Here is a 25,618-nt window from a genome sequence, read left to right as displayed (position 1 = left end):
ATGACAAGCATGAACCCTCCCGGACTGATGATCTCGGCGCCTTCCTCGGGCACCGGCAAAACCACCGTGATGCTGGGCCTTTTGCGGGCGCTGGCCGAGGACGGGCTGACCGTGCAGCCCTACAAGAGCGGGCCGGATTACATCGACCCGGCCTTCCACCTGGCGGCGGCTGGACGTGCATCCTTCAACCTGGACACCTGGGCAATGGACGGCGGTCTGCTGGATGCGGTCGCGGGCCAGTCGGTGGGCGCGGAAATCTGCGTCGGCGAAGGCTCGATGGGACTGTACGATGGCGTGGCGACACGCGGGCAGTCGGGCTTCGGCTCCTCCGCCGAGACCGCCAAGCGGATGGGCTGGCCGGTGGTGTTGGTGGTTGATGTCGGCGGCCAGGCGCAATCGGCGGCGGCCACCGCGCTGGGGTTCAAGAATTATGACCCTGAGCTACCCTTTGCAGGCGTCATCCTGAACCGGGTTGCCAGCCCGCGGCATGAGCGGCTGACCCGGTTGGGAATGGAGAAGGCAGGCATCAAGGTGCTGGGCTCCCTGCCGCGGCGCGGCGACCTGACCCTGCCGGAGCGGCATCTGGGCCTGATCCAGGCGGTGGAGCATCCCGATCTGGAAGCCGCCATTGCAGGCTATGCCGCCTTCCTGCGCGAGCATGTGGATCTGGAGGCAATCAAGGCCGCGGCACTGGCGGGCCAGGCACCCGCCCCGGCCAGCCTGCCCAAGCCGCCTGCGCAGCGGATTGCGCTGGCCCGGGATGCGGCGTTTTCCTTTACCTACCCGCATCTGCTGACCGGCTGGCGCGCGGCGGGGGCAGAAATCCTGCCGTTCTCGCCGCTGGCCGATGAAGCCCCGGCGGCAGATGCCGATCTGGTCTGGTTGCCCGGCGGCTACCCGGAGCTGCATGGCGGCACGCTGGCGGCGGCGGAGACCTTCCGCGCCGGTGTCCGGAAGCACGCCGAGACCAAGCCGGTGCATGGCGAATGCGGCGGCTACATGGCCCTGGGCGAGGCGCTGATCGACAAGGAGGGCAACCGCCACCAAATGCTGGGCCTCTTGGGCCTTGTGACGTCTTACGAGAAACGCAAGTTCCACCTCGGCTACCGCCGCGCCATTCTGCAGGCAGGGATGCCTGGCTTTGACGCAGGCACTGCGCTGCGCGGGCATGAGTTCCACTACTCCACCATTCTGGAAGAACCCGACGCGCCGCTGGCGCAAGTGATGGACGCCGACGGCGGCCCGGTGCCGGAGACCGGCTCCATCAAGGGCCACGTCACTGGCACCTTCTTCCACCTGATCACGGGAGAACAGGCATGAGCGGTTTTGTGAGCTTTGTCTCCTCCGGCCCCGGCGATCCGGAGCTGTTGACCGTCAAGGCGGTGAAACGGCTGGAAGCGGCGGATGCGATCCTGTTCGACGACCTGTCCTCCGGCCCGATCCTGAGCCATGCCCGCGCCGATGCCGACCTGGTGGGGGTGGGCAAACGCGCCGGCCGCCCCTCGCCCAAGCAGGACCATGTGAGCCAGCTGCTGGTCGACTACGCCCAGAGCGGCCTCAACGTGGTGCGGCTGAAGTCCGGGGATTCCGGCGTCTTTGGACGGCTGGAAGAAGAGATGACCGCACTGCGCGAGGCGGGCATCGGGTTTGAGATCGTGCCCGGCGTCACCGCGGCCTCGGCTGCGGCGGCGGCAGCCAACATTCCGCTGACCCGGCGACTGACGGCGCGGCGGCTGCAGTTCATCACCGGCCACGACGTGACCGGCGGGCTGCCGGACGACCTGAACATGGCGGCGCTGGCCGACCCGCATGCCACCACCGTGGTCTATATGGGCAAGCGCACCTTTGCCGACTTGGCGGAGAAGCTGATGGAAGCGGGCCTGCCCGCGGACACCCACGCGCTGGTGGCGCTTGGCGTCTCCACCCCGGAACAGAAACTGTTCTGCCACAACGTGGGCGAGCTGCCCGCAGTTCTGCGCGCGATGGAGACCAAGGCGCCGGTGCTGATCCTTTACGGGCCGCTGGCCGATCAAGACCTGCCGAACGCATGAGCCTGCCGACCCTCACCCTGTGCCGCACCTGCCGCGACGCGGACCCTGCCCTGTTCGGGCAGGTCGCCGCGGCGCTGGAGGAGGCCGGGGTGGCGGCGCGACTGCAGCAGGTGGACTGCATGTCCGGCTGCAAGCGGCCGCAGACGCTGGCGGTGCGGCAAAGCGGCAAGACCGCCTATCTGTTCGGGGAAATCACTGCCAAGGATCTGCCGGACATCCTCACCTTTCTGCGCATGTACCAAGACAGCGCCAACGGCGATTTCGCCGATGCCCGGCCCTTGGGCCAGCTGCGGTTCAAGGCGATTGCCCGCATCCCGGCTGATCCGGCGTGATCAGCCTGCGGCAGGTAGTCGCGAATTTCCGCGCGTATTTTCGGGCAAATTTTGCAACTCTCAGGCTTCCCTGATCGCAGCCGCCTGACTTGCATTAGCTATCCCCATGACGCTGAAGCGCTCCAGATTGGCGGATTCTTCCTTGACCGGACTCAGCCGCGCGGGGCATTACCGTCTGATACGGTGTCTGATGGTGCCTAAGCACTGGGACTGAAACGGGAATGAGGACGGTGGACCAAATCGCGGCACCGAAGCCTCAACCGCCCCCGCGACTGTGAGCGGCGAGCGGCCTTCCAAAAACCACTGGCGCGAGCCGGGAAGGAGGAAGGCAGCAGCGACCCGCGAGTCAGGAGACCGGCCGTGTGGAAACGCAACTTATGCCGTCGGGTGTGACGGTTAGGAGGACTAGAAATGACGACCAAGACGCTTAAGGCTTCCGCCGCTGGCACCAGTGTTCTTCCGGCACTGTTTGCAGTGGTTCTGGGGCTGGGGATCATCACGCTGACTGGCCATGTTCAGGCATCTGCCCTGCACGACGCTGCTCATGACGTGCGCCACGCAACCGGCTTCCCCTGCCACTAAGGCCATGTTCAGTCGCATTCTGACCAGCGGCCTGTTCGCTGGCGCTGCAGCAGGGCTGATTACCGCCCTGCTGCAGCTGTATTTCGTGCAGCCCGTGCTGCTCCACGCCGAACTTTACGAGGGCGGCGAGCTGGTGCATTTCGGCGCTGATCCCGTAACCGCGCACCCCGACCTGCCCGGCATGTTCGCCGAGCCGATGCGCGATGGCCTCAGCATCATCTTCACCATGCTGACCTACACCGGTTATGCGCTGGTGATGGCGGCGCTGATGTCGGTGGCCGAACGCCAGGGCCATGAGATCAACGCGCGCACTGGGCTGTTGTGGGGCCTGGCGGGTTTCATCACCTTCCACTTCGCGCCCGGCCTGTCGCTGGCGCCCGAGGTGCCGGGTGTTGCTGCCGCCGACGTGGGCGCGCGCCAGATCTGGTGGACCATCACCGTGGCCGCCGCAGGCGTTGCCATGTGGCTGATCGCTTTTGGCGGCAACCTGGTGAGTATCCTGATCGCGGCCCTCTTGCTGTTGGCCCCGCATATCGTCGGCGCGCCTGAACCGGAGAGCTTCTCCGGACCGGTGCCGACCGAGATCGGCGCGCTGTTTGCCGCCCGTGCGTTCGGCATCGGCATGGCGGCCTGGGTGCTTCTCGGCAGCTTTGCCGGATACTTCTGGCAGGCCGAAGGCAAGCGCGCGGAAGCCGCAGCCTGATCCGGCTCCCTGACCCTCCCCGCCGGCCGCATCCGGCGGGGAATTTCTTTTTTCAGAGGATGAACAGATGTCCCGCTCTCTTGCCCTGTTTGCGATCGGCCTGGTGTTCGGCGGCGGTGCCGGTTTCGTGATTGCGGCCGGCAACGGCGTCACCTTCGAAGGCCATGATCATGGCGACCCGGCGCACCACGGCGGCGGTCACGGCGAAATGGCCGCCCATGATCACTCCCAGGCCGTCAGCCTGGCAGCAGGCCCCGATGCGCCCAGCGTCGCCATCCAGCTGCACGAGGACCCGATGGCGGGCTGGAACCTGCAGGTGACACCGCAGAATTTCCGCTTTGCCCCGCAGCACGCCTCTGCCGCAGACGTGGAAGGCGAAGGTCATGCGCATGTCTATGTGAACGGCGAGAAACTCGCCCGGCTCTACGCCAACTGGATGCATATCCCTGCCCTGCCCGAAGGAGCTGAGGTCAAGGTCTCGCTCAACGCCAACAGCCACAGCGCGCTGCTGGTGGAAGGCCAGCCGGTGGAGGCAAAACTCACCGTGCCGGCAGGCGGCGAAGGCTCCTGAGCGCAACAGCCCCCTTGCAAGACCCTCGGCACGGCCCCATAGGGGGCCGTGTTTTCATGTGAAAGGCCCCGTCATGATTGAGCTTTCCCTGATCGGAATCGGCACCGGCAACCCGCAGCACATGACGCTGCAGGCGATCGAGGCGCTGAACGCGCAGGATCTGATCCTGATCCCCAACAAGGGGGCGGGCAAGGACGACCTGGCGGGACTCAGGCGCGAGATCTGCAATCGGGCGATCCGGGACGACGGCCCGAAGATCGTGGAATTTGCCCTGCCGGTGCGCGACGAGGCCACCAAGAGCTACCGCAAGCGGGTCGACGACTGGCACGACGCCATCGCGGAAATCTGGTGGCAAAACATCACCGAGAACCTGCCAGAGGGCGGCAAGGCCGGGTTCCTGGTCTGGGGCGATCCGTCGCTTTACGACAGCACCATGCGGATTGCCGAGCGGCTGAAGACGCTGGCCGAGATCAGGCTGACGGTGATCCCCGGCATCACTTCGATCCAGGCGCTGACCGCGGCGCACGGCATTCCGGTCAACGAGATCGGCGCCCCCTTCACCATCACCACCGGGCGGCAGCTGCGCGAGAACGGCTGGCCGGACAGCGCCGATACGCTGGTGATCATGCTGGACGGGGAGTGTTCCTTTCAGTCCGTCGAGCCAGAGGGGGTGGAAATCTTCTGGACCGCTTACGCGGGGATGGAAAACCAGATTTCCCTGTCCGGCCCGCTGGCAGAGGTCACGGAGCAGATCATCGCAACCCGCGCCAAGGCGCGCGCGGAACATGGCTGGATCATGGATATCTATCTGCTGCGCAAGGGCTGAGGGCAAGCCTGCCCTCGGCACGTCCGGTCGTTGCAGCCTGCGGGGTGATTGAGTGGCGGGGAGACAGGGATTCGAACCCTGGGAACGCTCTCACGTTCAACGGTTTTCAAGACCGCCGCATTCGACCACTCTGCCACCTCCCCGGTCCGTCAGCGGTTTAGGATGCAACGCGGTGCGAGGCAAGGGGAAATCCGTGCGGCAAGAGAAAAGCGCAGGCCTGCGCCAAACGCGCGGAATTACGCCGCCGCTGCGGCTTTCCCTTGTGCCGCGGACCGGCAGGGTTTTCATGGCCGGAAGCGCAGGCTATCATGCCGCCAAATCAAGAAGACCGGGCATTCCGGCGGGGGCGCAGAAGCGCCGCGGGCACAGGCAAGGATGAGAGCATGAAAGATACCCTGGCGAGAGCAAGAAAGGCCCCGCGGATCGCCGTGGCGGCCTTGGGCCTGCTGGTTCTGGCGGCGTGCGAGGACGGGCAGAAACTGGGATTTCTGGCGCCGAAACCGAAGGCCGAGGGAGAGGTCAAGGCCTCCAGCAGCACCAAACTGGTCGAACGGGACGTGGAAGCGCCGGATGTGTTCCAGGTGACCGAAGCGGGCCTGTGGGACGGCCGCCCCTCGATCGGCGGCGTCTGGGTGGCGCACCCCGATACCAAGGATCCCGAACGGGTGATCATCCGCAACAATGCCAACGGCCAGTTCGTGATCGGCGCCCTGTTCCGGCGCGAGCGCGAGATCCCGGGACCGCGGCTGCAGGTCTCCTCTGACGCGGCGGCGGCCCTCGGGTTGCTGGCAGGCGCCCCGGCGGAGCTGAACGTGACCGCCCTGCGGCGCGAGGAAGTTGATCCGGCGCCGCAGCCGGAAGAGGCAGCCGCCGAAGACGGTGCCCCGCCGGACAGCACGGAAGCCACCGAAACCGCCCTGGCAGCCAGCGAGATTTCTGAAACCCCGCTGGACCCGATTGCCGGTGCTGCTGCCGCAATTGAGGCCTCTGCCCCGTCCGCACCACCCGCAGCAGAACCCGCCAAGGCTGAACCTGCCGCCGCCCCTGCGCCCAAACCGCAGAAATCTTCGCTGAGCAAGCCGTTCATCCAGATCGGCATCTTCAGCGTCGAGGCCAACGCCAAACGCACCGCCAACATGATGCGCAGTGCCGGCATGGTTCCGGAACTGCGCGAGCAGTCGGCCAGCGGCAAGACCTTCTGGCGCGTGCTGGTCGGCCCCGCACAGAACAAATCCGAACGCAGCCAACTGCTGCAGAGCGTGAAGGAAACCGGATTCGCGGATGCCTATGCAGTCTCAAACTGACCCCCGAACCGCACGCCTGGCGCGTGCCCTGAAATCATCGCTGCGCATGGGCCTGGCTGCCGGGCTGGCGGTCAGCCTTTCGGCGCTGTCCGCCGCCGCCTTTGATACCAAGGCGCGCGCAGCCTATGTGCTGGATTCGGGCACTGACACCGTGCTGTTGTCCAAGAACGCCGATGTGCCGCTGCCGCCGGCCTCGATGTCCAAGCTGATGACGCTGTATGTCGCGTTCGAGGCCCTGCGCGACGGTCGGCTGACCCTGGACGAGGAACTGCCAGTCAGCGAGCACGCGATGAGCTACAAGGGCTCGACCATGTTCCTGGACACGCTGGACCGGGTGCGGGTTGAGGATCTGCTGCGCGGCATCATCGTGTTGTCGGGCAACGACGCCTGCGTGGTGCTCGCCGAAGCGCTGAGTCCGGATGGGACCGAGGCAGGGTTTGCCCGCTACATGACCAAGCGCGGCCAAGAGCTGGGCATGACCGCCTCCACCTTTGCCAATTCCAACGGCTGGCCCGCCGCCGGTCACCGGATGTCGGTGCATGACCTGGCGGTCCTGGCCGAGCGGCTGATCGAGGATTTCCCGGAATACTACCCGCTGTTTGCCGAGACCAAGTTCGAATTCGACGGCCGCGCGCCCTCCAATGTCCGCAACCGCAACCCGCTGCTGAAGCTGGGCATTGGTGCTGACGGGCTGAAGACCGGCCACACTGAGGAAGCGGGCTATGGGCTGGTCGGCTCTGCCAAGCAGGGCGACCGGCGGGTGATTTTCGTGGTCTCGGGCCTCGACAGCGAGCGTGCGCGCGCAGAGGAGGCAGAAGCCCTCGTTAACTGGTCGTTTCGCCAATTTACCAAGAAAACCGTTGCCAAGGAGGGCATCCCCATCGCCGAAGCCGAAATCTGGCGGGGGGCCGAGCGATCGGTAGGCCTGGTGCCGGCCGAGGATCTGGAAATCCTGCTGCCGTCGCTGTCGGGCGGCACCATCGAGGGCGAAGTTGTCTACAGCGGCCCGATTGAAGCACCGGTCAAACAGGGCCAGCGCCTGGCGGAGCTGGTGCTGCAGCCGGAGGAATTGCCGGAGGTGCGGCTGCCGCTGGTGGCGGAAAGCGATGTGCCTGCGGGCGGCTTTGTGGTGCGCGTGAAAACCGCGGCGCAGGTGCTGATCAAGCAATTCCTGACCGGTCCCGAGGGGGCGCTGTGACAGCTGGCACGGGGCGCGGCCTGTTCATCACCTTTGAAGGCATCGACGGGTCCGGCAAGTCCACCCAATGCCGCCTGTTGGCCGAAGCGCTGCAGGCAGAGGGCCGCGATGTGGTGCTGACGCGGGAGCCGGGCGGCTCCCCCGGCGCCGAGGAGATCCGCCGCCTGGTGCTGGAGGGCGATCCCGACCGCTGGTCGGCTGAGACAGAGCTGCTCTTGTTCATGGCAGCGCGGCGCGACCACCTGGAACGCACCATCGAGCCTGCCCTGGCGGCCGGCAAGGTGGTGATTTGCGACCGGTTCGCCGACAGCACCCGGATGTACCAGGGGCTGTCGCGCGGCGATCTGCGCGCCGCAGTGGACCAGATGCACAAGCTGATGATCGGCCGCGAGCCGGATCTGACCCTGCTCATTGACATGGACCCGGCAGAGGGCCTGGCCCGCGCCAAGGGGCGGCAGGGCAAGGAAGAGCGTTTCGAGGATTTCGGCGTCGAGCTGCAAGAGAAGATGCGCGCGGGTTTCCTGGCTCTGGCGCAGGAATTTGCAAACCGCTTCCGCGTGGTCGATGGCGCCCGCCCGGTGGAGGAGGTCGCCGCAGATGTCCGGGAACTGGCGGAAACGGCCCTGAAAGGAACCGGGGTATGAGCGCTGACGACGAGCTGCCCCGCGCCGATCAGGCCGAGGGCGCGCCGCACCCGCGCGAAACCCTGCGCCTCATCGGCCAGGACGCGGCAGAGCAGGATTTCCTGACCGCCTACAATTCCGACCGTTTGCACCACGGCTGGCTGCTGACCGGCCCGCAGGGCGTGGGCAAGGCAACGCTGGCCTGGCGGATCGCCCGTTTCCTGCTGGCCACCCCTCCGGCCGAGGACGGCCTGTTTGGTGCCCCGCCCCCGCCGCAGACGCTGGACATTGACCCGGAGCACCCGGTCTCACACCGCATTCAGGCGCTGGCCGAACCTGGTCTGGCACCGATCACCCGCTCCTACGACGACAAGGGCAAGTTGCGCAGCCAGATCGTGGTCGACGACATCCGCAAGCTCAACCGCTTCTTTGGCCTGTCTGCCACCGACGGCGGGCGGCGGGTGGTGATCGTGGACGCCGCCGACGACATGAACGTGAGCGCCGCCAATGCGCTCCTGAAGATGCTGGAGGAGCCGCCTGCGCGCACCACGATCCTCTTGATCTCGCACCAGCCATCGCGCCTCTTGCCGACCATCCGCTCGCGCTGCCGCACCTTGCGGCTGGGGCCGCTCAGCGCGCCGGACATGGAAGCGGCGCTGGCGCAGTCGGGTGTCGAGCTGCCCCAGAACATGGACAATCTCGCGGCCCTGGCAGGCGGCTCCGTCGGCGCCGCTTTGCGGCTGATCAATCTGGGCGGGCTCAAGATTTATGCCGAGCTGGTGCAGATCCTCGATTCGATGCCGCGGCTGGACCGGCAGCGGGCGATGGCCCTGGCCGAGGCCGCCGCCCAGCGCGGTGCGGCGGAGCGTTTTGAGCTGCTTTTGTCGCTGACCGAGATGGCGCTGGCCCGGCTGGCGCGCACCGGCGCCACCGGCGCTCCGCCAGCGCCGGAAGCGGCGCCGCAGGAAGCGGCGATGCTGCAGCGCCTGTCGCCCGATCCGCGCAAGGCGCGCGCCTGGGCCGACCTCGCGGCAGAAGTGACCGCCCGGACCCGCCACGGGCAGGCGGTGAACCTTGACCCCGCCGCGCTTGTCCTAGATACGGTTTTCAAGATGCAGGAAACCGCGTCGCGCTAGGGTTTTGGCGCGGCGCAAGCGGCACCAGAGGATTCATGACCGAGACGCCCCCCCAGATTACGGACAGCCACTGCCACCTGGACTTTCCGGACTTCGAAGGCCGCTTGGACGAGGTGATCGCCAGCGCGGCGGAGGCCGGCGTGACCCGGATGGTGACGATCTGCACCAAGATGAAGAACGAACCCGCCGTGCGCGCCATCGCCGAGGCCCACGCGCCGGTGTTCTACGCCGCAGGCACCCACCCGATGAGCGCCGCGGACGAGCCGCTGGTCAGCGTTGACGAACTGGTGGCGCTGGCAAAGCACCCGAAGTTTGTCGGCATCGGCGAGACCGGGCTGGACTACCACTACACTGCCGACAGCGCCGCGGTGCAGAAGGAATCCCTGCGCATCCACATCGCCGCTGCACGCGAAACCGGCCTGCCGTTGATCATCCATGCCCGCGCTGCGGACGACGATATGGCGCGCATCCTGGGCGAGGAGATGAAGAACGGCGCCTATTCCTGCGTGATGCACTGCTTCTCGTCTTCCGCAGAGCTGGCCAAGGCTGCCCTGGATCTGGGGTTCTACCTGTCGATGTCCGGCATAGCCGCCTTCCCCAAGAGCCAGGAGCTGCGCGACATTTTCGCCGCCGCCCCGGTGGAGCGCATCCTGGTCGAGACCGACGCCCCCTACCTGGCGCCGCCGCCCTACCGCGGCAAGCGCAACGAGCCGGCCTACACCGCCTTTACCGCCAAGGTGGGCGCAGAAGTGTTCGGCATGGACTACGCCGGTTTCGCGGCCCAGACCCAGGCAAATTTCGACCGGCTGTTCTGGAAGGCCGCGCAGTATGAGGCCGCCGCCTGATGGCTGAGATGCGCTTTACCATTCTCGGCTCGGGCTCGTCCGGCGGCGTGCCGCGGATTGGCGGCTATTGGGGCGACTGCGACCCGGCGAACCCGAAGAATCGCCGCGGCCGCTGCTCGATGCTGGTGGAGCGCGTGGATGAGGGCGGCACCACTTCGGTGCTGATCGACACCCCGCCGGACATGCGCAACCAGCTGCTGGATGCCGAAGTCACGCGGCTGGACGCAGTAGTCTACACACATTCACATGCCGATCACCTGCACGGGATCGACGACCTGCGCATGGTCTATTTCAACATGCGCCAGCGCATTCCGGTCTACGCTGACGGCGCCACCCAGGACGCCCTGCTGAACCGCTTCGGCTATGCCTTTGCCCAGCCCGAAGGCTCCCCCTACCCGCCGATCCTGGACCTGAAGACCATTGGCGGGCCGTTCACCATCAGCGGCCCCGGCGGCGGTATCAGCTTCCGTCCGTTTGAGGTGAACCACGGCTCCATCGACGCGCTTGGCTTCCGTATCGGCGGGCTGGCCTATCTGCCGGACGTGAAGGAAATCCCGGACGCCGCATTGCCGGAACTGGAGGGGCTGGACATCTGGATCCTGGATGGTCTGCGCCGGACGCCGCACCCGACCCATTTCAGCTATCAGGACGCGCTGGAGTGGTTCGAAAAGATGGCCCCCAAACGCGGCATCATCACCAACATGCACATCGACATGGATTACGCCACGATCGAGGCTGAGACACCGGACCACATCACCCCGGCCTATGACGGGATGGTGATCCGGATGGAGATCTGAGGGGCGCGCATTAGCGCCCTTTTTCATTCGCGCGGTTTGAGGACGGAATTTGTTTCAGAGCCTGATTGACGTCATCCTGCCGGTGTTCCTGGTTGTCGGCGCGGGCTATGCCGCCACCGCGCGGGGCGTGCTGGATCAGGCGCATGTCGACGGCGTGATGAAGTTCTCCCAAGGGTTCGCGATCCCCTGCCTGCTGTTCAAGGCGATGGCGGAACTGGATCTCTCCGCCAGTTTCAACCCGCAGCTGCTGGCAAGCTTCTACACCGGCGCCTTCACCTGCTTTCTGATCGGACTGTTTGGCGCCCGGCTGCTGTTCAAGCGGGAGTGGGAAGACTGCATCGCCATCGGCTTCTGCTGCCTGTTCTCCAACTCGGTCCTGCTGGGGCTGCCGATCACCGAACGCGCCTTTGGCCCGGACAACCTGACCGGCAACTATGCGATCATCGCCTTCCATTCGCCGTTCTGCTACGGCGTCGGCATCACCGCGATGGAGATCGTGCGCAACCGCGGGGCGGGCGGCATCAAGACTGTCACATCCGTTCTGAACGCGATGTTCCGTAATGTGCTGATCCTTGGGATTACACTGGGGTTTGCGGTCAACCTGTCGGGGCTCGCAATTCCGCTGGTGATAAATGAGGCGCTGTCGCTGCTGATCCGCGCGGCGCTGCCTGCGGCGCTGTTTGCCCTCGGTGGTGTGCTGGTGAAGTACCGCCCCGAAGGCGATATGCGGGCGATCCTGTTTGTCTGCTTTACCTCGCTGATGATCCATCCGGCGATTGTCTGGACCTTGGGATCGGCGCTGGAGTTGCCGCAGGACCTGTTCCGCTCCGGCGTTCTGAACGCCGCGATGGCGACCGGGTTCAACGGCTATATTTTTGCCAATATGTACGGGCGGGCCAAACGGGTGGCGGCGTCGTCGGTGCTGATCGCCACCGGGTCAAGCATCCTGACCGTGTGGTTCTGGCTGCTGGTTTTGAGCTGAAGAAAAGGGTCAGCGCTTCTGCCGCAATGTTTCGCACAGGATACATTTGGACAGCGGGCGTGGCCTTATCCTTCATATTTTATTAGCAATTTTCCACCAGATGGTTACCGCCGTCAAAGCCGGGGATCATCCAATTCCAGCGGAAACCCCTTGGGCAGCAGACCGGCCTGAAACCAGTTGATGAAGGAGTAGATCGAGAACACCGGCAGCCCGGTCACCTTCCGCACGTCACGGGCGTAGGGCACCATATTGGTGCATTCCAGCACGATGGCGCCAAGGTCCGGGATATCCGCAACCATCGCGCGGGCGGCGTCGATCATGTCCAGACGGCAGGCCTCGAAGTCGATCGAGGGTGCGTCGCCCAGGATGTCGCGGGTAAAGGCGCGGCCGCCGTCGGTGCCGGCAATGGGCGAATCCGGCGCAACACCTGCGGCCGCAAGATGCGCGGGCGTCAGCGTCGCCTTGGAGATCGTCAGGATGCCGCAACGCTTGCCCGCGGGCAGCAGGTTTTGCACCATCGGCACCTGCATCAGCGAGGACGTCGCCACTGGCACGCCCAGCGCCTGCTTCACCTCATCCTGAATGAGCGCAAGGAAGCCGCAGTTGGTGGTGATGCCATCCGCCCCCATGGCGACCAGATCGCGGCCGGCCTCGACAAACAGGTCCACCAGTTCCTTGGGGTTGCCGCGAACCACGTTTTCAGGGTTGGCCCCGCGCACCACCTTGTAGTGAACCGGGAAGTCCCAGGTCATCGCGTTGCCCATATCGCCATAAATGCGGGGAAAGCGCGTTTCCAACATCAGGATGCCAACCGCCGCGCCAAAGACTGTCTTGCCGCCGTGTTCCATGAGACTCCCCTACTCGTCAGGAACGTAGAGCTGGGAAAAGGCAATGCGGACCGCCTCGGTCGCCTCCTCCCGGCGTTTCTCGATATGGCTGCGCATGGCCGATACGGCAGCCTCCGTGTTGCGGGCGGCAATGCCTTCGACGATCTGGCGGTGGGCCGAGATGTCGCCCGGCGCCTTGCCCCCTGCCCGGTCGCGCATCCGTTTGAGGTCAATGAGCCGGATATAGCGGATCCGGCCGTTGAGGTTGTTCAGGATGCGCTGCAATTCGCTGTTGCCCGACAGCTGCGCAAGCCGGGCGTGAAAGCTTTCGTCCATCGCCAGCAGTTCTTCCGGGTCGGTGGCGCTTTCGTATTCCGGTTCCATCCGGTTCAGGTAATCCGCCAGCGCTGCGATGTCCTCATCTGCGGCGCGGGTGCAGGCCAGCCGCACGGCTTCGCATTCCACCGCAACCCTGGCCTCGTAAAGGTCCATGATGTAGCTGGGCGTCAGCGGGCGGCAGAAGAAGCCGCGGTTGTTCTGGAAGGTCAGGAACCCCTCGGCCACCAGCCGGTTCAGCGCTTCGCGCAGCGGCGTGCGGCTGGCGCCAAGCACCTCGGACAGAGCGCTTTCGTTGATCCGCTGGTCGGGTTTGAAGGCAAAATCCGCCGCCATCCGGCGCAGCGCCTCATAAACCCTGTCCACATTGCTTTCACGTTTGGCCATGTTCCCGCCGATCGTTCAATCCGCGGTGCACGTTACGGCCGCGCCCGGTTCTTGACAAGATTGAATTCGAAACTGCATACAATATTCCAAGGCCGCCGAGGGCACCTCTTCAGCTCCCTGCCCCATGACCAATTGGTCCCAAGATGCAAAGGGCAGCGCCTGACCCTGGGTGGGCGCACAAGCGCCCTCCCGTGGGGAGGGTCGGGCGCTGCCCGGCCTATCGGCCGGGCAATACAGTTCCGGCAAGAATTTCAGGACGCCTCTACAGATACGGAATAAGGTGCCAGCTCCTGTTTTAGCAGCGCCAGAAACTCCTGTCCTACCGCTGACAGCGGCCGCGACTTGGAAGTGATCACCGCCATATCCATCATAATCCGCGGCCGGAACGGGCGGGAAACAAACCCGCCGCCGCTCTCGAAACCCAGTACGAAGGGGTCGAGGAGCGAAACACCCATTCCCTCCTGCACAAAACTCAGGAGGTTCTTGAACATATGCGAATGCACGCGGGTTTTCAGCGGGATCCCTGCCTGCTGAAAGACTTCACGAGTGCGGCGGTGGGTCATGTGCTCCGGCCCCATGACGATGAAGGGCACACCCTCCAGCAGCTCCGGTGTCAGCACCTTGTGTTCCGCCAGCGGACTGTCCGCAGGCATCGCCAGCCGTGTTTCGACGCTGACCGGATATACCTCCAGCCCGTCGTGGATCAGCGGCATCTCGCAGACGCCGATCTCAAACAGGCCTGCGATCACCCATTCCTGGATCTTCAGCGAATACTGCGCCTGGAATGATATCGACATGTCCGGGCGCGTGCGGGCGAAACGGGCGATCAGGGCGGGCATGAAGCCAAAGGACATGGAGTGCTGAGACGCAACTTGCAACTGGCCCGCCTGCTTGTTCTGCAGATCCGTCACCGCCTGCGCCACGTGGTCTAGACCGCGCACCACCGTGTCGACCTCCTGAAACAGCACCCCTGCCTCCGGTGTCGGGATCAGCCGGCCCTTGCTGCGCTCGAACAGCTTGAGGCGGGTCTGGCGCTCCAGCTGGTAGAGCAGATTGGAGATGCCGGGCTGGGAGATGCCGAGCTGCTCTGCCGCGCCGGTGACGGTGCCGGTTTCGACAATAGCGTGGAAGGCTTGCAGCTGGCGGAAGCGGAGAGACATGTCAGATCATCACTTTTCATGATACCTTGCCCAATTCTTTGTATTGGCAATGATGATCCAGTCAAGGCAGGCTTTTCCCGCACCTGGGAGGAAGATCGAAGTGCTGGAACAAAAGATTGCCGGGATGGACCTTTGGCATCTCGCGCTGCCCGTCTTGTCGCGCCGCGACCACGGGATCGGGTCTGTTGAGGGCTCCTGCGAAGTTGTGATTGTCCGGCTGAGCAGCGAAGGCGGCGCCGAAGGGTTTGGCGAGGCTTCGACCTGGTCGGTGTTCACCGGCACGCCTGAAGCCAGTCTGGCGGCCTTGGACCGCTACATCCGCCCGCTGGTGGAAGGCCGCCGGGTGGCGGACAGGGCAGCGATCATGGAAGATGCGGCCAAGGCGGTGGCCCATTGCACCGAGGCCAAGGCCGCACTGGAAACCGCCCTGCTGGATCTGACCGGGCGCATCACCGGGGTTCCTGTCTGGGCGCTGCTGGGCGGCAAATGCCGCGATACCATCCCGCTCAGCTGTTCGATTGCCGATCCGGATTTCGAGAAGGACGTGGACCTCCTGCACCGGTTGCGCGCCGACAAGGTGGGGCTGATTAAGCTGAAGACCGGGTTCAAGGATCATGCCTTTGACATCATGCGGCTGGAGCGGATCGCCAAGGACTTCCCCGAGTTCCGGGTGCGGGTGGATTATAATCAGGGCCTGAGCATCGAGGACGCGCCCGCGCAGGTGCGCGATGCGGCGGAATTCAAGCCGGATTTCATAGAACAGCCGGTGCGGTTCCATCACTTTGGCATGATGGCCAGGCTGCGCCAGATGATTGATGTGCCGCTCTTGGCAGACGAAAGCGTCTTTGGCCCGGAGGACATGGTGCGCGCCGCGCGCGAGGGCATCTGCGATGGCGTTTCGGTCAAGATCATGAAATCCGGCGGCCTCAGCCGCGGTCAGACAGTGGCGCGCATTGCTGCGGCCAACGGGCTGTCGGCCTATGGCGGCGACATGTTCGAGGCCGGGGTGGCGCATCTGGCGGGCACCCATATGATTGCGGCAACGCCCGAGATCCGGCTGGGCTGCGAGTTCTACCAGGCGAGCTACTTCCTGAAGGAGGACATCCTGGAGACGCCCTTCCAGGTCAGGGACGGCCAAGTGGTGGTGCCGGACGGGCCGGGGCTGGGGATCAAGCCGGATGTTGAAAAGCTGGACCGTTACGCGATGTCCAAAAAGGTTGCGGCATGACGGCAGGGAAGAAAACCGTTGCCATTATCGGCGCCGGCATTGTCGGTGTCTCGGCAGCGGTTGAGCTGCAGCGCGACGGGCATCAGGTGATCCTGATTGACGGCAAGGGGCCGGGTGAAGGCACCAGCCACGGCAACGGCGGCATTCTGGCCTCCTGCTCCATCGTGCCCGTCACAGGGCCGGGGCTGTGGAAGAGGGCGCCGAAGATGCTGCTGGACCCGGAGCAGCCGCTGTTCATGCGCTGGGGGTACCTGCCGAAACTGGCGCCCTGGCTGATGAAATACATGGGCCATGCCAATGCAGCGGATACCGCCCGCATTGCCGCTGCGCTGGCGCCCATTGTTGGGGATTCTCTGGCGGATCATCAGGCGCTGGCGGCCGGGACCGGAGCGGAGCGGCACCTGAGGCCCTCGGACTACCTGTTCCTCTACAATGACCGTGCGCATTTCGGCGAGGACGCATTCGGCTGGGGCCTGCGCCGCAAGCACGGCTTCCGCTGGGATGAACTGGAGGGCGCGGATTTCCGGGCCTATGACGATATCTATGCCAAAGAATTCGGCTTTGCCGCCCGGCTGAGAGACCACGGGATCATTACCGACCCCGGCCAATACGTGAAGGACCTGGCGGCCCATGTGGTTGCAAATGGCGGCCGGCTGATCCAGGCCTTTGCGGAGGATGTGGCGCGCGAAAACGGCAAGGTGACCGGTGTCAGGGCCGGCGGCGAGACCATCCCTTGCGACGCCGTTTTGGCGGCCACCGGTGTCTGGTCCAAGCCGCTGGCTGAGAAACTGGGAATTTCCGTACCACTGGAAGCAGAACGCGGCTATCATCTTGAATTATGGGAGCCTTCGGCGATGCCCAAGGCGCCTGTCATGGTGGCAGCAGCCAAGTGCGTGGTGACCCCGATGGAGGGACGGATCCGGATTGCGGGCATTGTGGAATTCGGCGGGCTGGAGGCCGGGCCGTCAAAGGGGCCGCTTGAGCTGCTGCGCAAGAACGCGCGGCGCATCCTGCCCGGTGTCACCTGGAAGCACGAGGAGGACTGGCAGGGTTCCCGGCCTGCCCCGGCGGATTCGATCCCGGTCATTGGCGAAGTGCCGGGCCTCAGCGGCGCCTATACCGGCTTTGGCCACCATCACATCGGCCTCACCGGCGGGCCGAAGACAGGGCGCCTGCTGGCGCAGATGATTTCGGGCCGCACCCCGAACATGGACATGAGCGCCTATGACCCGGCGCGCTATGCGATTTGAAACCAACCAGTGCCCCTGAAGGGGCCGCTAACAAAACAGGGAGAAGACCATGAAGAAACTGACCAGACTGCTGGCTGCCACCGCGCTGACCGCGGCTGCCGCCCTGCCGGCTGCAGCGGAGACCTGGGACATGCCGATGGCCTATTCGGCGTCTAACTTCCACTCCGCCACCGGCGCGGAGTTTGCCGAATGCGTGACCACCGGCACCGGCGGCGAGATCGAGGTCAAGACGCATCCGTCGGGCTCGCTTTTCAAGGGCGCCGACATCAAGCGCGCGGTGCAGACCGGCCAGGCGCCGATCGGCGAGCGCCTGCTGTCCGGCCACCAGAACGAAAACGCCCTGTTCGGATTTGACTCGATCCCGTTCCTGGCGACCTCTTTTGACGACAGCGACAAGCTGTGGAAGGCGGCCAAGCCCGCGATTGAGAAGCTGCTGGCGGAACAGAACCTGACCCTGCTTTATGCGGTGCCGTGGCCGCCGCAGGGCCTGTATTTCAAGAACGAGGTGAACTCGGTGGCCGAGATGAAGGGCATCAAGTTCCGCTCCTACAACAACGCCACATCCCGCCTGGCGGAGCTGACCGGCATGCTGCCGGTGACCATCGAGGCGGCCGAGATCAGCCAGGCCTTTGCCACCGGCGTGGCGGAGTCGATGGTCTCCTCCGGCTCCACCGGGTATGACCGCAAGGTCTGGGAAAGCCTGAACTATTTCTACGAAGTGGATGCCTGGCTGCCGCGCAACTATGTGTTCGTGAACTCCGATGTCTGGAACGGCACCTCCGAGGCCAACCAGAACGTGATCAAGGGCTGCGCCAAGCTGGCCGAATACGCGGGCAACTGGCGCGCCAAGGAATACACCGGTTTCACCCTGCAGGGCCTGCGCGATGGCGGCATGACCGTTGGTCCGGCGTCCGATCAGATGGTGGGCGAGCTGAAGGAAATCGGCGTCACCATGACCAATGAGTGGCTGGAAGCGGCCGGCGAAGAAGGCAAGGCCATCGTCGAAGCCTTCCGCGCCGAGTAATCAGACAAGGTGATGCGGGCGGCGCGGCTGGTGCCGCCCGTATTCTCATAAGAATAATGCCGATGGGGATGCTATGACTGTGCTCAGGGGGCTGCGCTCCGGACTGGATTTTCTATACCTTGCGGCAGGGGTGCTGGCCGCCCTCTGCCTGATTGCCATTCTGGGGCTGATCGTTGTCCAGATGCTGGCCCGCTGGACCGGTGAAGTCTTCCCCGGCGCGCCGGATTACGCAGGCTATGCGATGGCGGCGGCGTCATTCCTGGCCTTCGCCAATGCGCTGAACCGCGGCAGCCATATCCGGGTGTCGATCCTGCTGAACGTCGTGCCCGAAGGTTTCCGCCGGGTGCTGGAGATCTGGTGCTTTGGCATCGGCACCGCGGTGATGTGGTATTTCTGCTTTTACGCCTACCGCTTTGTCTACTGGAGTTGGAAGTTCAACGACGTGAGCCAGGGCCAAGACCGCACACCGCTGTGGATGCCGCAAAGCGCCATGCTGATCGGCGCGGTCATCCTGGCCATCGCCCTCACCGACCACCTGATCCACGTGATTTTCCGCGGCGACCACCGCATCACCCGGGATCTCGAAGATCAGAGCCACGCGGAGTAAGGGCCCATGGAAAACATCTCAGTCATCATCCTCTTCCTCTTCGTGCTGTTCACCCTTCTGGGCACCGGCGTCTGGGTCGGCCTGGCGCTGATGGGTGTGGCCTGGGTCGGCATGGAGCTGTTCACCACAAGGCCAGTGGGCGATGTGATGCTGACCACGGTCTGGTCAGCATCCTCCAGCTGGACCCTGACGGCGCTGCCGATGTTCATCTGGATGGGCGAAATCCTTTACCGGACGCGATTATCGGAGGACATGTTCAAGGGCCTCAGCCCCTGGATGGCGCCCCTGCCCGGTGGGCTGGTGCACACCAATATCGTCGGCTGCACGGTGTTTGCCGCGGTCTCCGGCTCCTCCGCCGCGACGCTGACCACGGTGGGCAAGATGTCGATCCCGGAACTGCGCAAGCGCAACTACCCGGAGCGGATGGTGATCGGCACCCTGACCGGAGCGGCCACCCTGGGCCTGATGATCCCGCCGTCGCTGACACTGATCGTCTATGGCGTCACCATCAATGAATCGATCACCAAGCTGTTCTTTGCGGGCATTCTCCCCGGCCTGGTGCTGGCGGCAATGTTCATGGGCTACGTGGCGATCTATTCCAAGGTCGGCAAGGATTGGAACCCGTCGCCGGAGGCCAAGCTTAGCTTTGCCGAGAAAGTGAAGAACTCCCGCTTCCTGGCGCCGGTGATTGCGCTGATTATCGTGGTGATCGGCTCGATGTACCTGGGCTTTGCCACCGCAACCGAAGCGGCGGCGTTCGGCGTCATCGGCTCGCTGCTGCTGGCGCTGTCGCAAGGTTCGCTGAATTGGAAAACCTTCACCGAAAGCCTGATGGGCGCCACCCGCACCAGCGCGATGATTGCGCTGATCCTGGCGGGCGCCGCCTTTCTGTCCCTGTCGATGGGCTTCACCGGCCTGCCGCGCGGGCTGGCAGATCTGATTGCGGGATGGGAGCTGAGCCGGTTCGAGCTGCTGATGGTGCTGCTGGTCTTCTACGTCGTGCTCGGCTGCTTCCTCGACGGTATTTCCTCGGTGGTGCTGACGATGGCGGTGGTGGAGCCAATGATCCGCCAGGCAGGCATTGACCTGATCTGGTTCGGCATCTTCATCGTAGTGGTTGTCGAGATGGCGCAGATCACCCCGCCGATCGGCTTCAACCTGTTTGTGATGCAGGGCATGACCCACCACGAGATGAGCTATATCGCCCGTGCCGCGATCCCGATGTTCCTGATCATGGTGTTGATGGTGTTTGTGCTGATCGCCTTCCCGGAACTGGCAACTTACCTGCCCAATAACCTCAGGCCGGGGCCGGTCTAGACCTATGCTTCGCGCGCTCGCCTTTGCCGCCCGGCATGGGCGGGCCGCTTTGGTCCTGGGGCTTGCGGCCGGGCTTTTGCTGCCCGGCCTCGCCGCTTCCCTTCAGCCCTGGCTGCCTCAGATGGTGGCCGGGCTTTTGTTTTTGAACGCCTACCGGATCGGCCTCCGCAAAGCCGCAGGCGGGCTGGCAGATGGCATCGGCACACTGAAGGCCATCGCCCTCCTGCAAGTCGCCTTGCCGCTGCTGGCGCTGGGGATCGCCGCGCTGTTCGGCGTTGCGCAGACCCCGGCCGCCATCGCACTGATCCTGATGCTGAGCGCGCCCTCGGTGACCGGCAGCCCCAATATCACCGCGCTTATGGGGCACGCGCCGGAACCTGCCTTCCGCCTGCTGATCACCGGGACTGCGCTGATGCCGCTGACGGTGATCCCGGTGTTCCTGCTGGCACCCAGCCTGGGTGATCTGGGCGAGGTGCTGCGCGCCGCCGGGCGGCTGATAGGCGCGATCGGCCTCACCGTGGTGGCAGCCTTCCTGCTGCGCCGCCTGACCCTGCCGCAGATGCGGGACGACCAGGCCAGGGCCATAGACGGGCTGACCGTGATTGCGCTGGCGGTGATTGTGGTGGGGCTGATGGCCGCGCTGGGGCCTGCGCTGCGGACCGACCCAGTGCTGGTTCTGCAATGGCTGGGATTTGCGCTGGCTGCCAACCTGGGCCTGCAGGTGATGGTGTTCACAGTATTGCGCCACCGCGCGGGCAGCGGCGTGGTGCCCGTATCCGTGGTCGCCGGAAACCGGAACTTCGCGCTTTTCCTGATCGCCCTGCCCGCGGCCACCACCGACCCGCTGCTGATCTTCCTCGGCTGCTACCAAATCCCGATGTATCTGACCGCCATCCTGATGAAGCCGCTTTTTAGCCGCGCGACGCTCAGGACAGGAAGGTGACACCCGGCATATGCCGGATCAGCTCGGCGTCGGCCATGTATGTTTCGCTCATGTCGTCCACCAGCGCCTGCGACCAGCCGGGAAGATCGATCTCCTCCTCGATCTCCTCCTCGTCGTGGAAGTAGCTCAGGAACAGGGCTCGCACCCGCTCCCGCTGGTCCTCGGACAGCCCGGGGCGACCTGCCAGATAGGACTCCAGCCGCTCATAACCTGCCTCCGAAATGATGCCGCGGGTGATGTCCAGCTCACCGCTGAACCGGAAGCTGTCCCCAAGGCCGGATACATGACCCAGGATGCTGGGCCAGATCACCGGTGTTTCCTCGTTGCACCAGACGGTGATGCGGCAGCCGGGGTTTCGGACCTGAATGTCTTCCACCACCTCGGACCAGCGCAGGCTCAGAAAATCCGTATCCGCGGCGAACTGTTCCCAGGCCCGGCCAGTCTGCGATTTGAACACCGGCCCGATCAGGGTGGCCGGGTTTCGCAGGCCAAGGAAGAACTCGCAAGGATTGCCGGGAAACAGGCCCCGCAAGGCCGCGGTGTTCTTACCGGCGTTGCGATACAACCGCCCGCCGCTCAGCATCCAGCCCGGCACCCCCAGAAAGCTTGAGTTGGTCAGAATGATGCGTGAGACGGCCTGATCCTTGACGAGGCCCGCCAGCAGCATCTCGCGCTCCTGCTCCGTCACGAATTCCTGGTCCTGCTTGCGCAGCGCCTGGGTAAGCGCCCCCATGTAGGTGCCCGGGCGCCGGATCATGACGCCGCGCTCCAGCAGTTGCTGCGCGTCCTTGCGCAGCGACCATGTCAGCTGGCCGTTGTCGGTATTGGGCGCCCCGACGTGAAAGGCGAGCGTGATGTCCTGCATGTCAGTGCCTGCCTGGCTCATCGTTCTGTCCAGCCCCTGTCCGGGTTAATCCTGGCGGCGTGATCGCAGCCTGCCGCGCGGCCCTCTGCACAGATCACAGACGGTCCTTCAACCGGCGGAAGAACCGGTCGTCCCGCTGGCGCAAAATATACGTGCAGACCTGTTTCGCAAGCCCCGGATGGCCGCGGTCCAGTGCCAGGTTCGCCAGCTCCCGCTGGAACCGGGGAAAGCCGCGGCGCTTGCGCAGCAACTGGTGGAAACGCTGCGGCGTCAGATCGCCGGCGATGGCGCCGCAGGCGATTTCCTGCAGAACCCCCATCTGCTGCAGCGAGGACCCAAGCCGGTGCCCCAGCAGCGGGCAGCGCCACAAGGTGACATTGGCGCCGGTGAACCGGGCCGCATGGGCAGCGTCCAGCGCCACATAAGGATCGTACATGATATGCACATCCCCAGCCCCGCGGCTGGCCAGCGCCGCATTGCCGAAGGGGCCGGAAAAATCCCGCTCCCAGACTTTTCTGTAGCGCGTTTCCCAGGGCACCAGAGATTTGTCGAGGGTGGATTGCGGGCTGATCGCGAACACCGTTGACCCTGGCGCCGCCGCGGCAAAGGCCGCCGCCGCATAGCCGCCCATCGACGCGCCGTAGAACACCACCCGGGAAAACTGCGCGAAGAATCCGCTGTCGCGCAGCTCCTCGAACTTGCGGATAACCTCCTGGTGGCGGAACCAGGTCCAGCCGTTGGCCATGACCCCTAGCATCGACCAGCCTTGCGCCTCGATGAAGCCATACCCCCAGGGCCGCCGCTCCGCGCGCTTGGTCATTGCGATGTCGAGGTTGTCAAAGGTCACGACAAGGGTGCCGCCGCGGGGAACGAACAGGAAGGAATGCTCGCTGAGCTCGGAAAAGAACCCCTCCTCGCCCGCCAGCGCCTGTGCCGTCTGCGCCCAGCCCTCAGCCGGCTTTGCATCCTCCTGCGGCTCGACAGAAAGCACCGCAAGCCCGTTGGCGCCTTCCTCCGGCAGCTTCAGCGTGTTGCAGCCGCCGTAGGATTTCAGAAACGGATAGCTGCCGGAGCCCTTGCGGATCTCGATTACCGCCCGGCTGAGCGGATGCAGCGCACGGTCCAGCACGTATTTGAGGTTCTGGGGCTTGTGAACGGCGCCAAAGCCGTTCAGCGAAATCAGCACATCATATTGGCCAAGGCGGCGCGGACGGGCCACCACGCGGACGGCCTCCCGGTCGACCCCGCCGCGGTCCAGCGCTGACATGTATTCCGCCAGCTGCGCCTCCGGCAAGGGCGCGAAGCCCCCCGTGCTGTCCAGGCAGATAACGTCGATCCCGCAGCCGTAGCGCTGGTGCAGCAGCGCCGCCAGCCCGGGTGCCTGGCCGTTCACATCCGCAATAGTGCTGACCTCATCCGCATCCAGTGCGGGCAGAACCGTTTGGAAGTCGAAGCTGTTACCCAGCATATTGCTTTAGCTGCCATCTTGGGATGCGCCGGAACAGAACAGATCCGCCGCGGCTGACTTGCTGGTCGTAGCAAAAGCCGCTCTGTGACAGCGCGTCAAAACATTGTTTTATCCCAATTTTCTTAATTTTTCGCGTATGGATCTCCAAGAAGATCTTGTCGATCCCGCTCAGATCCGCAGGCGCGAACAGATCGCGCTCTCCGCCCTCGATGTCCACGATCAGGGTGTTGGCGTTGAAATCCCGGATCATTTTCGACAGACGGACGCCCGGCACTTCGATGGCTTTTTCAAAAGGCTCCTCCCCATCAAGGGAAGAAGACCAAAACTGCTCGCGGACATAGAATGAAACCGGGCCTTCGGACCCGGCATCATTCAGGGCGACGCAATTGCGCACCTGTGCCGCGGACAAGCCGTTCAATTCGTGGACATTCCGGATGAAAGCGCAGAGCGATGGGTCTGCCTCGACGCACAGCACGTTTTCGACCCCCAGATTGACGCCCAGAAACGAGGAAATGAACCCGATCCCGGCTCCCAGCTCGATCACCCGGTCGTCTTTTTCGAGAAACTTCGGCGTGCCGGAGACCTCGTCCAGCTCATAGCGGTCCTTGCGGATTGCGCGTTCGATCTTAGAGGTGATGACATCCGGGTTCAGCGGGATCTTCACCCCGTGGGTTTCGAGGATTTCCGTCATTTCTGCTGTCCCTTGCGGGTTAGAACGGTGGAGTATTTGCCATGCTTGGCCAGGACTTCGACAGTGCCAAAACTCTTCATGGCGCCGATACCGCCCGACCCCTTGCGGATGTCCAGGACAATGCCGCCGCCGCCGCTGATCTGGCTGCGGAACAGATCCTCGTAAGTGCTGACCGGGTAATGGAAGCCGCAGGACGCCAGGCTGATGACCAGGTCAAAGGCGCCCAGCGCGGCGGTATCGTCCGTCTTCGGATTGACCGTCGTGATTTTCTCGGACGGCACGCCGTTCTGCTCCAGAAAGGCGCGGGCGGTTTTCAGGCTGCTGTAACCCGCGCCCTCCCCCTCAAAGCCGAAATGGCGTTCGTTGCCCTCTTCGATATCAATCAGCAAGATGCTGCAGCCGTAGCGGCGGTGCAGCAGCAGGCTGGCAAAAGCATATCCGCAACCGATATCTGCGGCCCGTTCGGGGGCGATGCTGTCCGTGGAATTCAGGAAGAAACCGCATTCCCGCCCGGCGATGCCCACCGCCCCGCGAAGAATATGTTCCCGCTGCCCGCGGGCTTCATCCAGCAGAAGCTGTTCATCGCCCGCCAGCCAGTCCCTGATGGTCTGGCCGGAGCTTGCCAGTTCAGAGCGCTGCAGCAGGATATTGGCCACGTCCTGATCCGTGAACATCGAGAAATCCAGCGAGGCCGGATCGACCGGGTCTGCTGTCGCAGGTTCCGCTTGCGGCGGCGGCGCCAGCAGGTGCCGGGTCTTTTCCGCATCGATGCCATGTTTGGCCAGCAGTCCGTGGACATAGCAGCCTTCGGCCGGTACGCCGCCGTATTTGGCGGCGATATTGCGAAAGCGGCGGCCCCAGAAGTGGATCGACAAAGTGTCGTCGCGGATCAGCCTGGCCGCCTGAACAGGCCGGTTCGGGTTGAGCACAACGCCTGCGTTCTTAAACGGCACAGGGTAAATCACATGGCCGGGCTGCGAGCGGGATATCTCGCCGGTTTCCTGCAGGAACCACGTCAGCGCATCAGGCCCCCACACCCCCCAGGGCAGCAGCGAGACATGCACCCCTTCGCCCCGGTCCTTCAGCGCCTGAAGCTCCGCCTGCTTCTCTGCAGAGTACCACGGCGGGATGGGGTATTCATCGCTGGTGAACCGCAGCATCGCCTTCAGCGTCCTGGAAGTCTTGGGCAGCCGCAGCACCCCGTTGTTGACCATCGGCTTGTCGTCCGAGATCCAGCCATGGAAGTGTTTGCCCCGGATGTCCCAGGGCTGGCAGCAATAAGCATCGGTATCGGCCCAGACATAATTGGTCTGGCGCAGCATATGGAGGCGGAACACATCCGCATGATAGGCCGGACTGCCGGTTTTGGCATGGCGGATGATGTTGTCGGCAGGCAGGATCTCATTGGCATCAGCCACTTGCACGCCATCGGGCACGCCCTTGACCTCGCCGTAGGTAAACAGGACCACCTCGTGTCCGTTGTCGAGAAAGGACTTCAGGCAGAGCTGTTCCAGCCAGCTGAGTTCGGCGCCCACCCATAGTGACGCAATGGCCGGAAGCGCCAT

27 protein-coding genes, 1 tRNA gene and 1 riboswitch are annotated in these 25,618 nt (G+C 64.5%); of the genes, 20 read left to right on the top strand and 8 right to left on the bottom strand.

Annotated features, from left to right (window positions below; translation table 11 throughout):
• From KUW17_RS15525 to cobF, 7 genes are all read left to right on the top strand, one after another.
• Entirely contained in the window at positions 1–1,320 is a 1,320-nt protein-coding gene (locus KUW17_RS15525; protein ID WP_222480736.1) for a cobyrinate a,c-diamide synthase, read from the top strand.
• Positions 1,317–2,051 (top strand): uroporphyrinogen-III C-methyltransferase, encoded by a 735-nt coding sequence (cobA, locus tag KUW17_RS15520; protein WP_222480734.1) that lies wholly within the window; start codon positions 1,317–1,319, stop codon positions 2,049–2,051. Before KUW17_RS15525 ends, cobA begins: the two co-directional genes overlap by 4 nt.
• Complete coding sequence (locus tag KUW17_RS15515; RefSeq protein WP_222480732.1) at positions 2,048–2,383, top strand: DUF1636 family protein; 336 nt, start codon at positions 2,048–2,050, stop codon at positions 2,381–2,383. The genes cobA and KUW17_RS15515 overlap by 4 nt, the downstream gene beginning before the upstream one ends.
• A gap of 164 nt (positions 2,384–2,547) precedes the next feature.
• Positions 2,548–2,761, top strand: a riboswitch (cobalamin riboswitch).
• A 33-nt stretch (positions 2,762–2,794) separates the two neighbouring features.
• Positions 2,795–2,965, top strand: coding sequence for a CbtB domain-containing protein (locus KUW17_RS15510; RefSeq protein WP_222480730.1), 171 nt, complete (start codon positions 2,795–2,797; stop codon positions 2,963–2,965).
• 4 nt (positions 2,966–2,969) lie between these two features.
• Positions 2,970–3,668: a CbtA family protein gene (locus KUW17_RS15505; RefSeq protein ID WP_222480728.1), complete on the top strand. Its 699-nt coding sequence runs from the start codon at positions 2,970–2,972 to the stop codon at positions 3,666–3,668.
• 67 nt (positions 3,669–3,735) lie between these two features.
• Positions 3,736–4,239: a hypothetical protein gene (locus tag KUW17_RS15500; protein ID WP_222480726.1), complete on the top strand. Its 504-nt coding sequence runs from the start codon at positions 3,736–3,738 to the stop codon at positions 4,237–4,239.
• Between the two features lie 73 nt (positions 4,240–4,312).
• Entirely contained in the window at positions 4,313–5,065 is a 753-nt protein-coding gene (cobF, locus tag KUW17_RS15495; RefSeq protein ID WP_222480724.1) for a precorrin-6A synthase (deacetylating), read from the top strand.
• A 53-nt stretch (positions 5,066–5,118) separates the two neighbouring features.
• Here cobF and KUW17_RS15490 read toward each other — a convergent pair.
• Positions 5,119–5,208: transfer RNA gene (locus KUW17_RS15490), tRNA-Ser, on the bottom strand.
• A gap of 240 nt (positions 5,209–5,448) precedes the next feature.
• Between KUW17_RS15490 and KUW17_RS15485 the strand changes: the two genes are divergently transcribed.
• From KUW17_RS15485 to KUW17_RS15455, 7 genes are read left to right on the top strand one after another with little or no spacing between them, the layout of a single operon-like run.
• Positions 5,449–6,369, top strand: a complete 921-nt coding sequence (locus KUW17_RS15485; RefSeq protein ID WP_222480722.1) for an SPOR domain-containing protein — start codon at positions 5,449–5,451, stop codon at positions 6,367–6,369.
• Between the two features lie 46 nt (positions 6,370–6,415).
• On the top strand, positions 6,416–7,567 hold the full coding sequence (locus KUW17_RS15480) for a D-alanyl-D-alanine carboxypeptidase family protein (RefSeq protein ID WP_261397232.1): 1,152 nt from the start codon (positions 6,416–6,418) through the stop codon (positions 7,565–7,567).
• A complete protein-coding gene (gene tmk, locus KUW17_RS15475) occupies positions 7,564–8,211 on the top strand; it encodes a dTMP kinase (RefSeq protein ID WP_222480718.1) in 648 nt (215 codons plus the stop codon). Before KUW17_RS15480 ends, tmk begins: the two co-directional genes overlap by 4 nt.
• On the top strand, positions 8,208–9,326 hold the full coding sequence (locus KUW17_RS15470) for a DNA polymerase III subunit delta' (RefSeq protein WP_222480716.1): 1,119 nt from the start codon (positions 8,208–8,210) through the stop codon (positions 9,324–9,326). Before tmk ends, KUW17_RS15470 begins: the two co-directional genes overlap by 4 nt.
• Positions 9,327–9,361: 35 nt before the next feature.
• Positions 9,362–10,171 carry a TatD family hydrolase gene (locus tag KUW17_RS15465; RefSeq protein WP_222480713.1) on the top strand — a complete coding sequence of 270 codons (810 nt, stop codon included), beginning with the start codon at positions 9,362–9,364 and terminating at the stop codon, positions 10,169–10,171.
• Positions 10,171–10,968, top strand: coding sequence for an MBL fold metallo-hydrolase (locus tag KUW17_RS15460; RefSeq protein WP_222480711.1), 798 nt, complete (start codon positions 10,171–10,173; stop codon positions 10,966–10,968). Before KUW17_RS15465 ends, KUW17_RS15460 begins: the two co-directional genes overlap by 1 nt.
• A gap of 49 nt (positions 10,969–11,017) precedes the next feature.
• Positions 11,018–11,950: an AEC family transporter gene (locus tag KUW17_RS15455; protein WP_222480709.1), complete on the top strand. Its 933-nt coding sequence runs from the start codon at positions 11,018–11,020 to the stop codon at positions 11,948–11,950.
• A 113-nt stretch (positions 11,951–12,063) separates the two neighbouring features.
• Here KUW17_RS15455 and KUW17_RS15450 read toward each other — a convergent pair whose 3' ends face one another.
• From KUW17_RS15450 to KUW17_RS15440, 3 genes are all read right to left on the bottom strand, one after another.
• Positions 12,064–12,798: an aspartate/glutamate racemase family protein gene (locus tag KUW17_RS15450; protein ID WP_222480707.1), complete on the bottom strand. Its 735-nt coding sequence runs from the start codon at positions 12,796–12,798 to the stop codon at positions 12,064–12,066.
• A 9-nt stretch (positions 12,799–12,807) separates the two neighbouring features.
• The gene (locus KUW17_RS15445) at positions 12,808–13,500 is read right to left on the bottom strand and encodes a GntR family transcriptional regulator (RefSeq protein ID WP_222480705.1); all 693 of its coding nucleotides are present in this window, start codon (positions 13,498–13,500) and stop codon (positions 12,808–12,810) included.
• Between the two features lie 251 nt (positions 13,501–13,751).
• Positions 13,752–14,660, bottom strand: a complete 909-nt coding sequence (locus tag KUW17_RS15440; RefSeq protein WP_222480703.1) for a LysR family transcriptional regulator — start codon at positions 14,658–14,660, stop codon at positions 13,752–13,754.
• A 100-nt stretch (positions 14,661–14,760) separates the two neighbouring features.
• Here KUW17_RS15440 and KUW17_RS15435 point away from each other — a divergent pair, with 100 nt between their 5' ends.
• From KUW17_RS15435 to KUW17_RS15410, 6 genes are all read left to right on the top strand, one after another.
• Positions 14,761–15,888 (top strand): enolase C-terminal domain-like protein, encoded by a 1,128-nt coding sequence (locus KUW17_RS15435; RefSeq protein WP_409996780.1) that lies wholly within the window; start codon positions 14,761–14,763, stop codon positions 15,886–15,888.
• Positions 15,885–17,138 carry an NAD(P)/FAD-dependent oxidoreductase gene (locus KUW17_RS15430; RefSeq protein WP_222480700.1) on the top strand — a complete coding sequence of 418 codons (1,254 nt, stop codon included), beginning with the start codon at positions 15,885–15,887 and terminating at the stop codon, positions 17,136–17,138. The genes KUW17_RS15435 and KUW17_RS15430 overlap by 4 nt, the downstream gene beginning before the upstream one ends.
• 49 nt (positions 17,139–17,187) lie before the next feature.
• Complete coding sequence (locus KUW17_RS15425; RefSeq protein WP_222480698.1) at positions 17,188–18,162, top strand: TRAP transporter substrate-binding protein; 975 nt, start codon at positions 17,188–17,190, stop codon at positions 18,160–18,162.
• Between the two features lie 73 nt (positions 18,163–18,235).
• A complete protein-coding gene (locus KUW17_RS15420) occupies positions 18,236–18,769 on the top strand; it encodes a TRAP transporter small permease (protein WP_222480696.1) in 534 nt (177 codons plus the stop codon).
• Positions 18,770–18,775: 6 nt separating this feature from the next.
• Positions 18,776–20,086 (top strand): TRAP transporter large permease, encoded by a 1,311-nt coding sequence (locus KUW17_RS15415; protein WP_222480693.1) that lies wholly within the window; start codon positions 18,776–18,778, stop codon positions 20,084–20,086.
• 4 nt (positions 20,087–20,090) lie between these two features.
• Positions 20,091–21,029: a hypothetical protein gene (locus KUW17_RS15410; protein WP_222480692.1), complete on the top strand. Its 939-nt coding sequence runs from the start codon at positions 20,091–20,093 to the stop codon at positions 21,027–21,029.
• Here KUW17_RS15410 and KUW17_RS15405 read toward each other — a convergent pair.
• The 4 genes from KUW17_RS15405 to KUW17_RS15390 all read right to left on the bottom strand — a co-directional run bounded on the left by KUW17_RS15405 (position 21,013) and on the right by KUW17_RS15390 (position 25,618).
• Positions 21,013–21,915, bottom strand: a complete 903-nt coding sequence (locus KUW17_RS15405) for a hypothetical protein (RefSeq protein ID WP_222480690.1) — start codon at positions 21,913–21,915, stop codon at positions 21,013–21,015. The genes KUW17_RS15410 and KUW17_RS15405 overlap by 17 nt on opposite strands.
• A 73-nt stretch (positions 21,916–21,988) precedes the next feature.
• Positions 21,989–23,362, bottom strand: a complete 1,374-nt coding sequence (locus KUW17_RS15400) for a hypothetical protein (protein ID WP_222480688.1) — start codon at positions 23,360–23,362, stop codon at positions 21,989–21,991.
• The gene (locus KUW17_RS15395; RefSeq protein WP_222480686.1) at positions 23,352–24,053 is read right to left on the bottom strand and encodes an FkbM family methyltransferase; all 702 of its coding nucleotides are present in this window, start codon (positions 24,051–24,053) and stop codon (positions 23,352–23,354) included. The genes KUW17_RS15400 and KUW17_RS15395 overlap by 11 nt, the downstream gene beginning before the upstream one ends.
• On the bottom strand, positions 24,050–25,618 hold the full coding sequence (locus KUW17_RS15390; RefSeq protein WP_222480684.1) for a class I SAM-dependent methyltransferase: 1,569 nt from the start codon (positions 25,616–25,618) through the stop codon (positions 24,050–24,052). Before KUW17_RS15390 ends, KUW17_RS15395 begins: the two co-directional genes overlap by 4 nt.

The sequence above is a fragment of the Leisingera aquaemixtae genome (genome assembly GCF_019801145.1).
Taxonomy (GTDB): domain Bacteria; phylum Pseudomonadota; class Alphaproteobacteria; order Rhodobacterales; family Rhodobacteraceae; genus Leisingera; species Leisingera aquaemixtae_A.
Note: the sequence above shows the minus strand (reverse complement) of the source record. Positions and strands in the feature narration are given on the sequence as shown.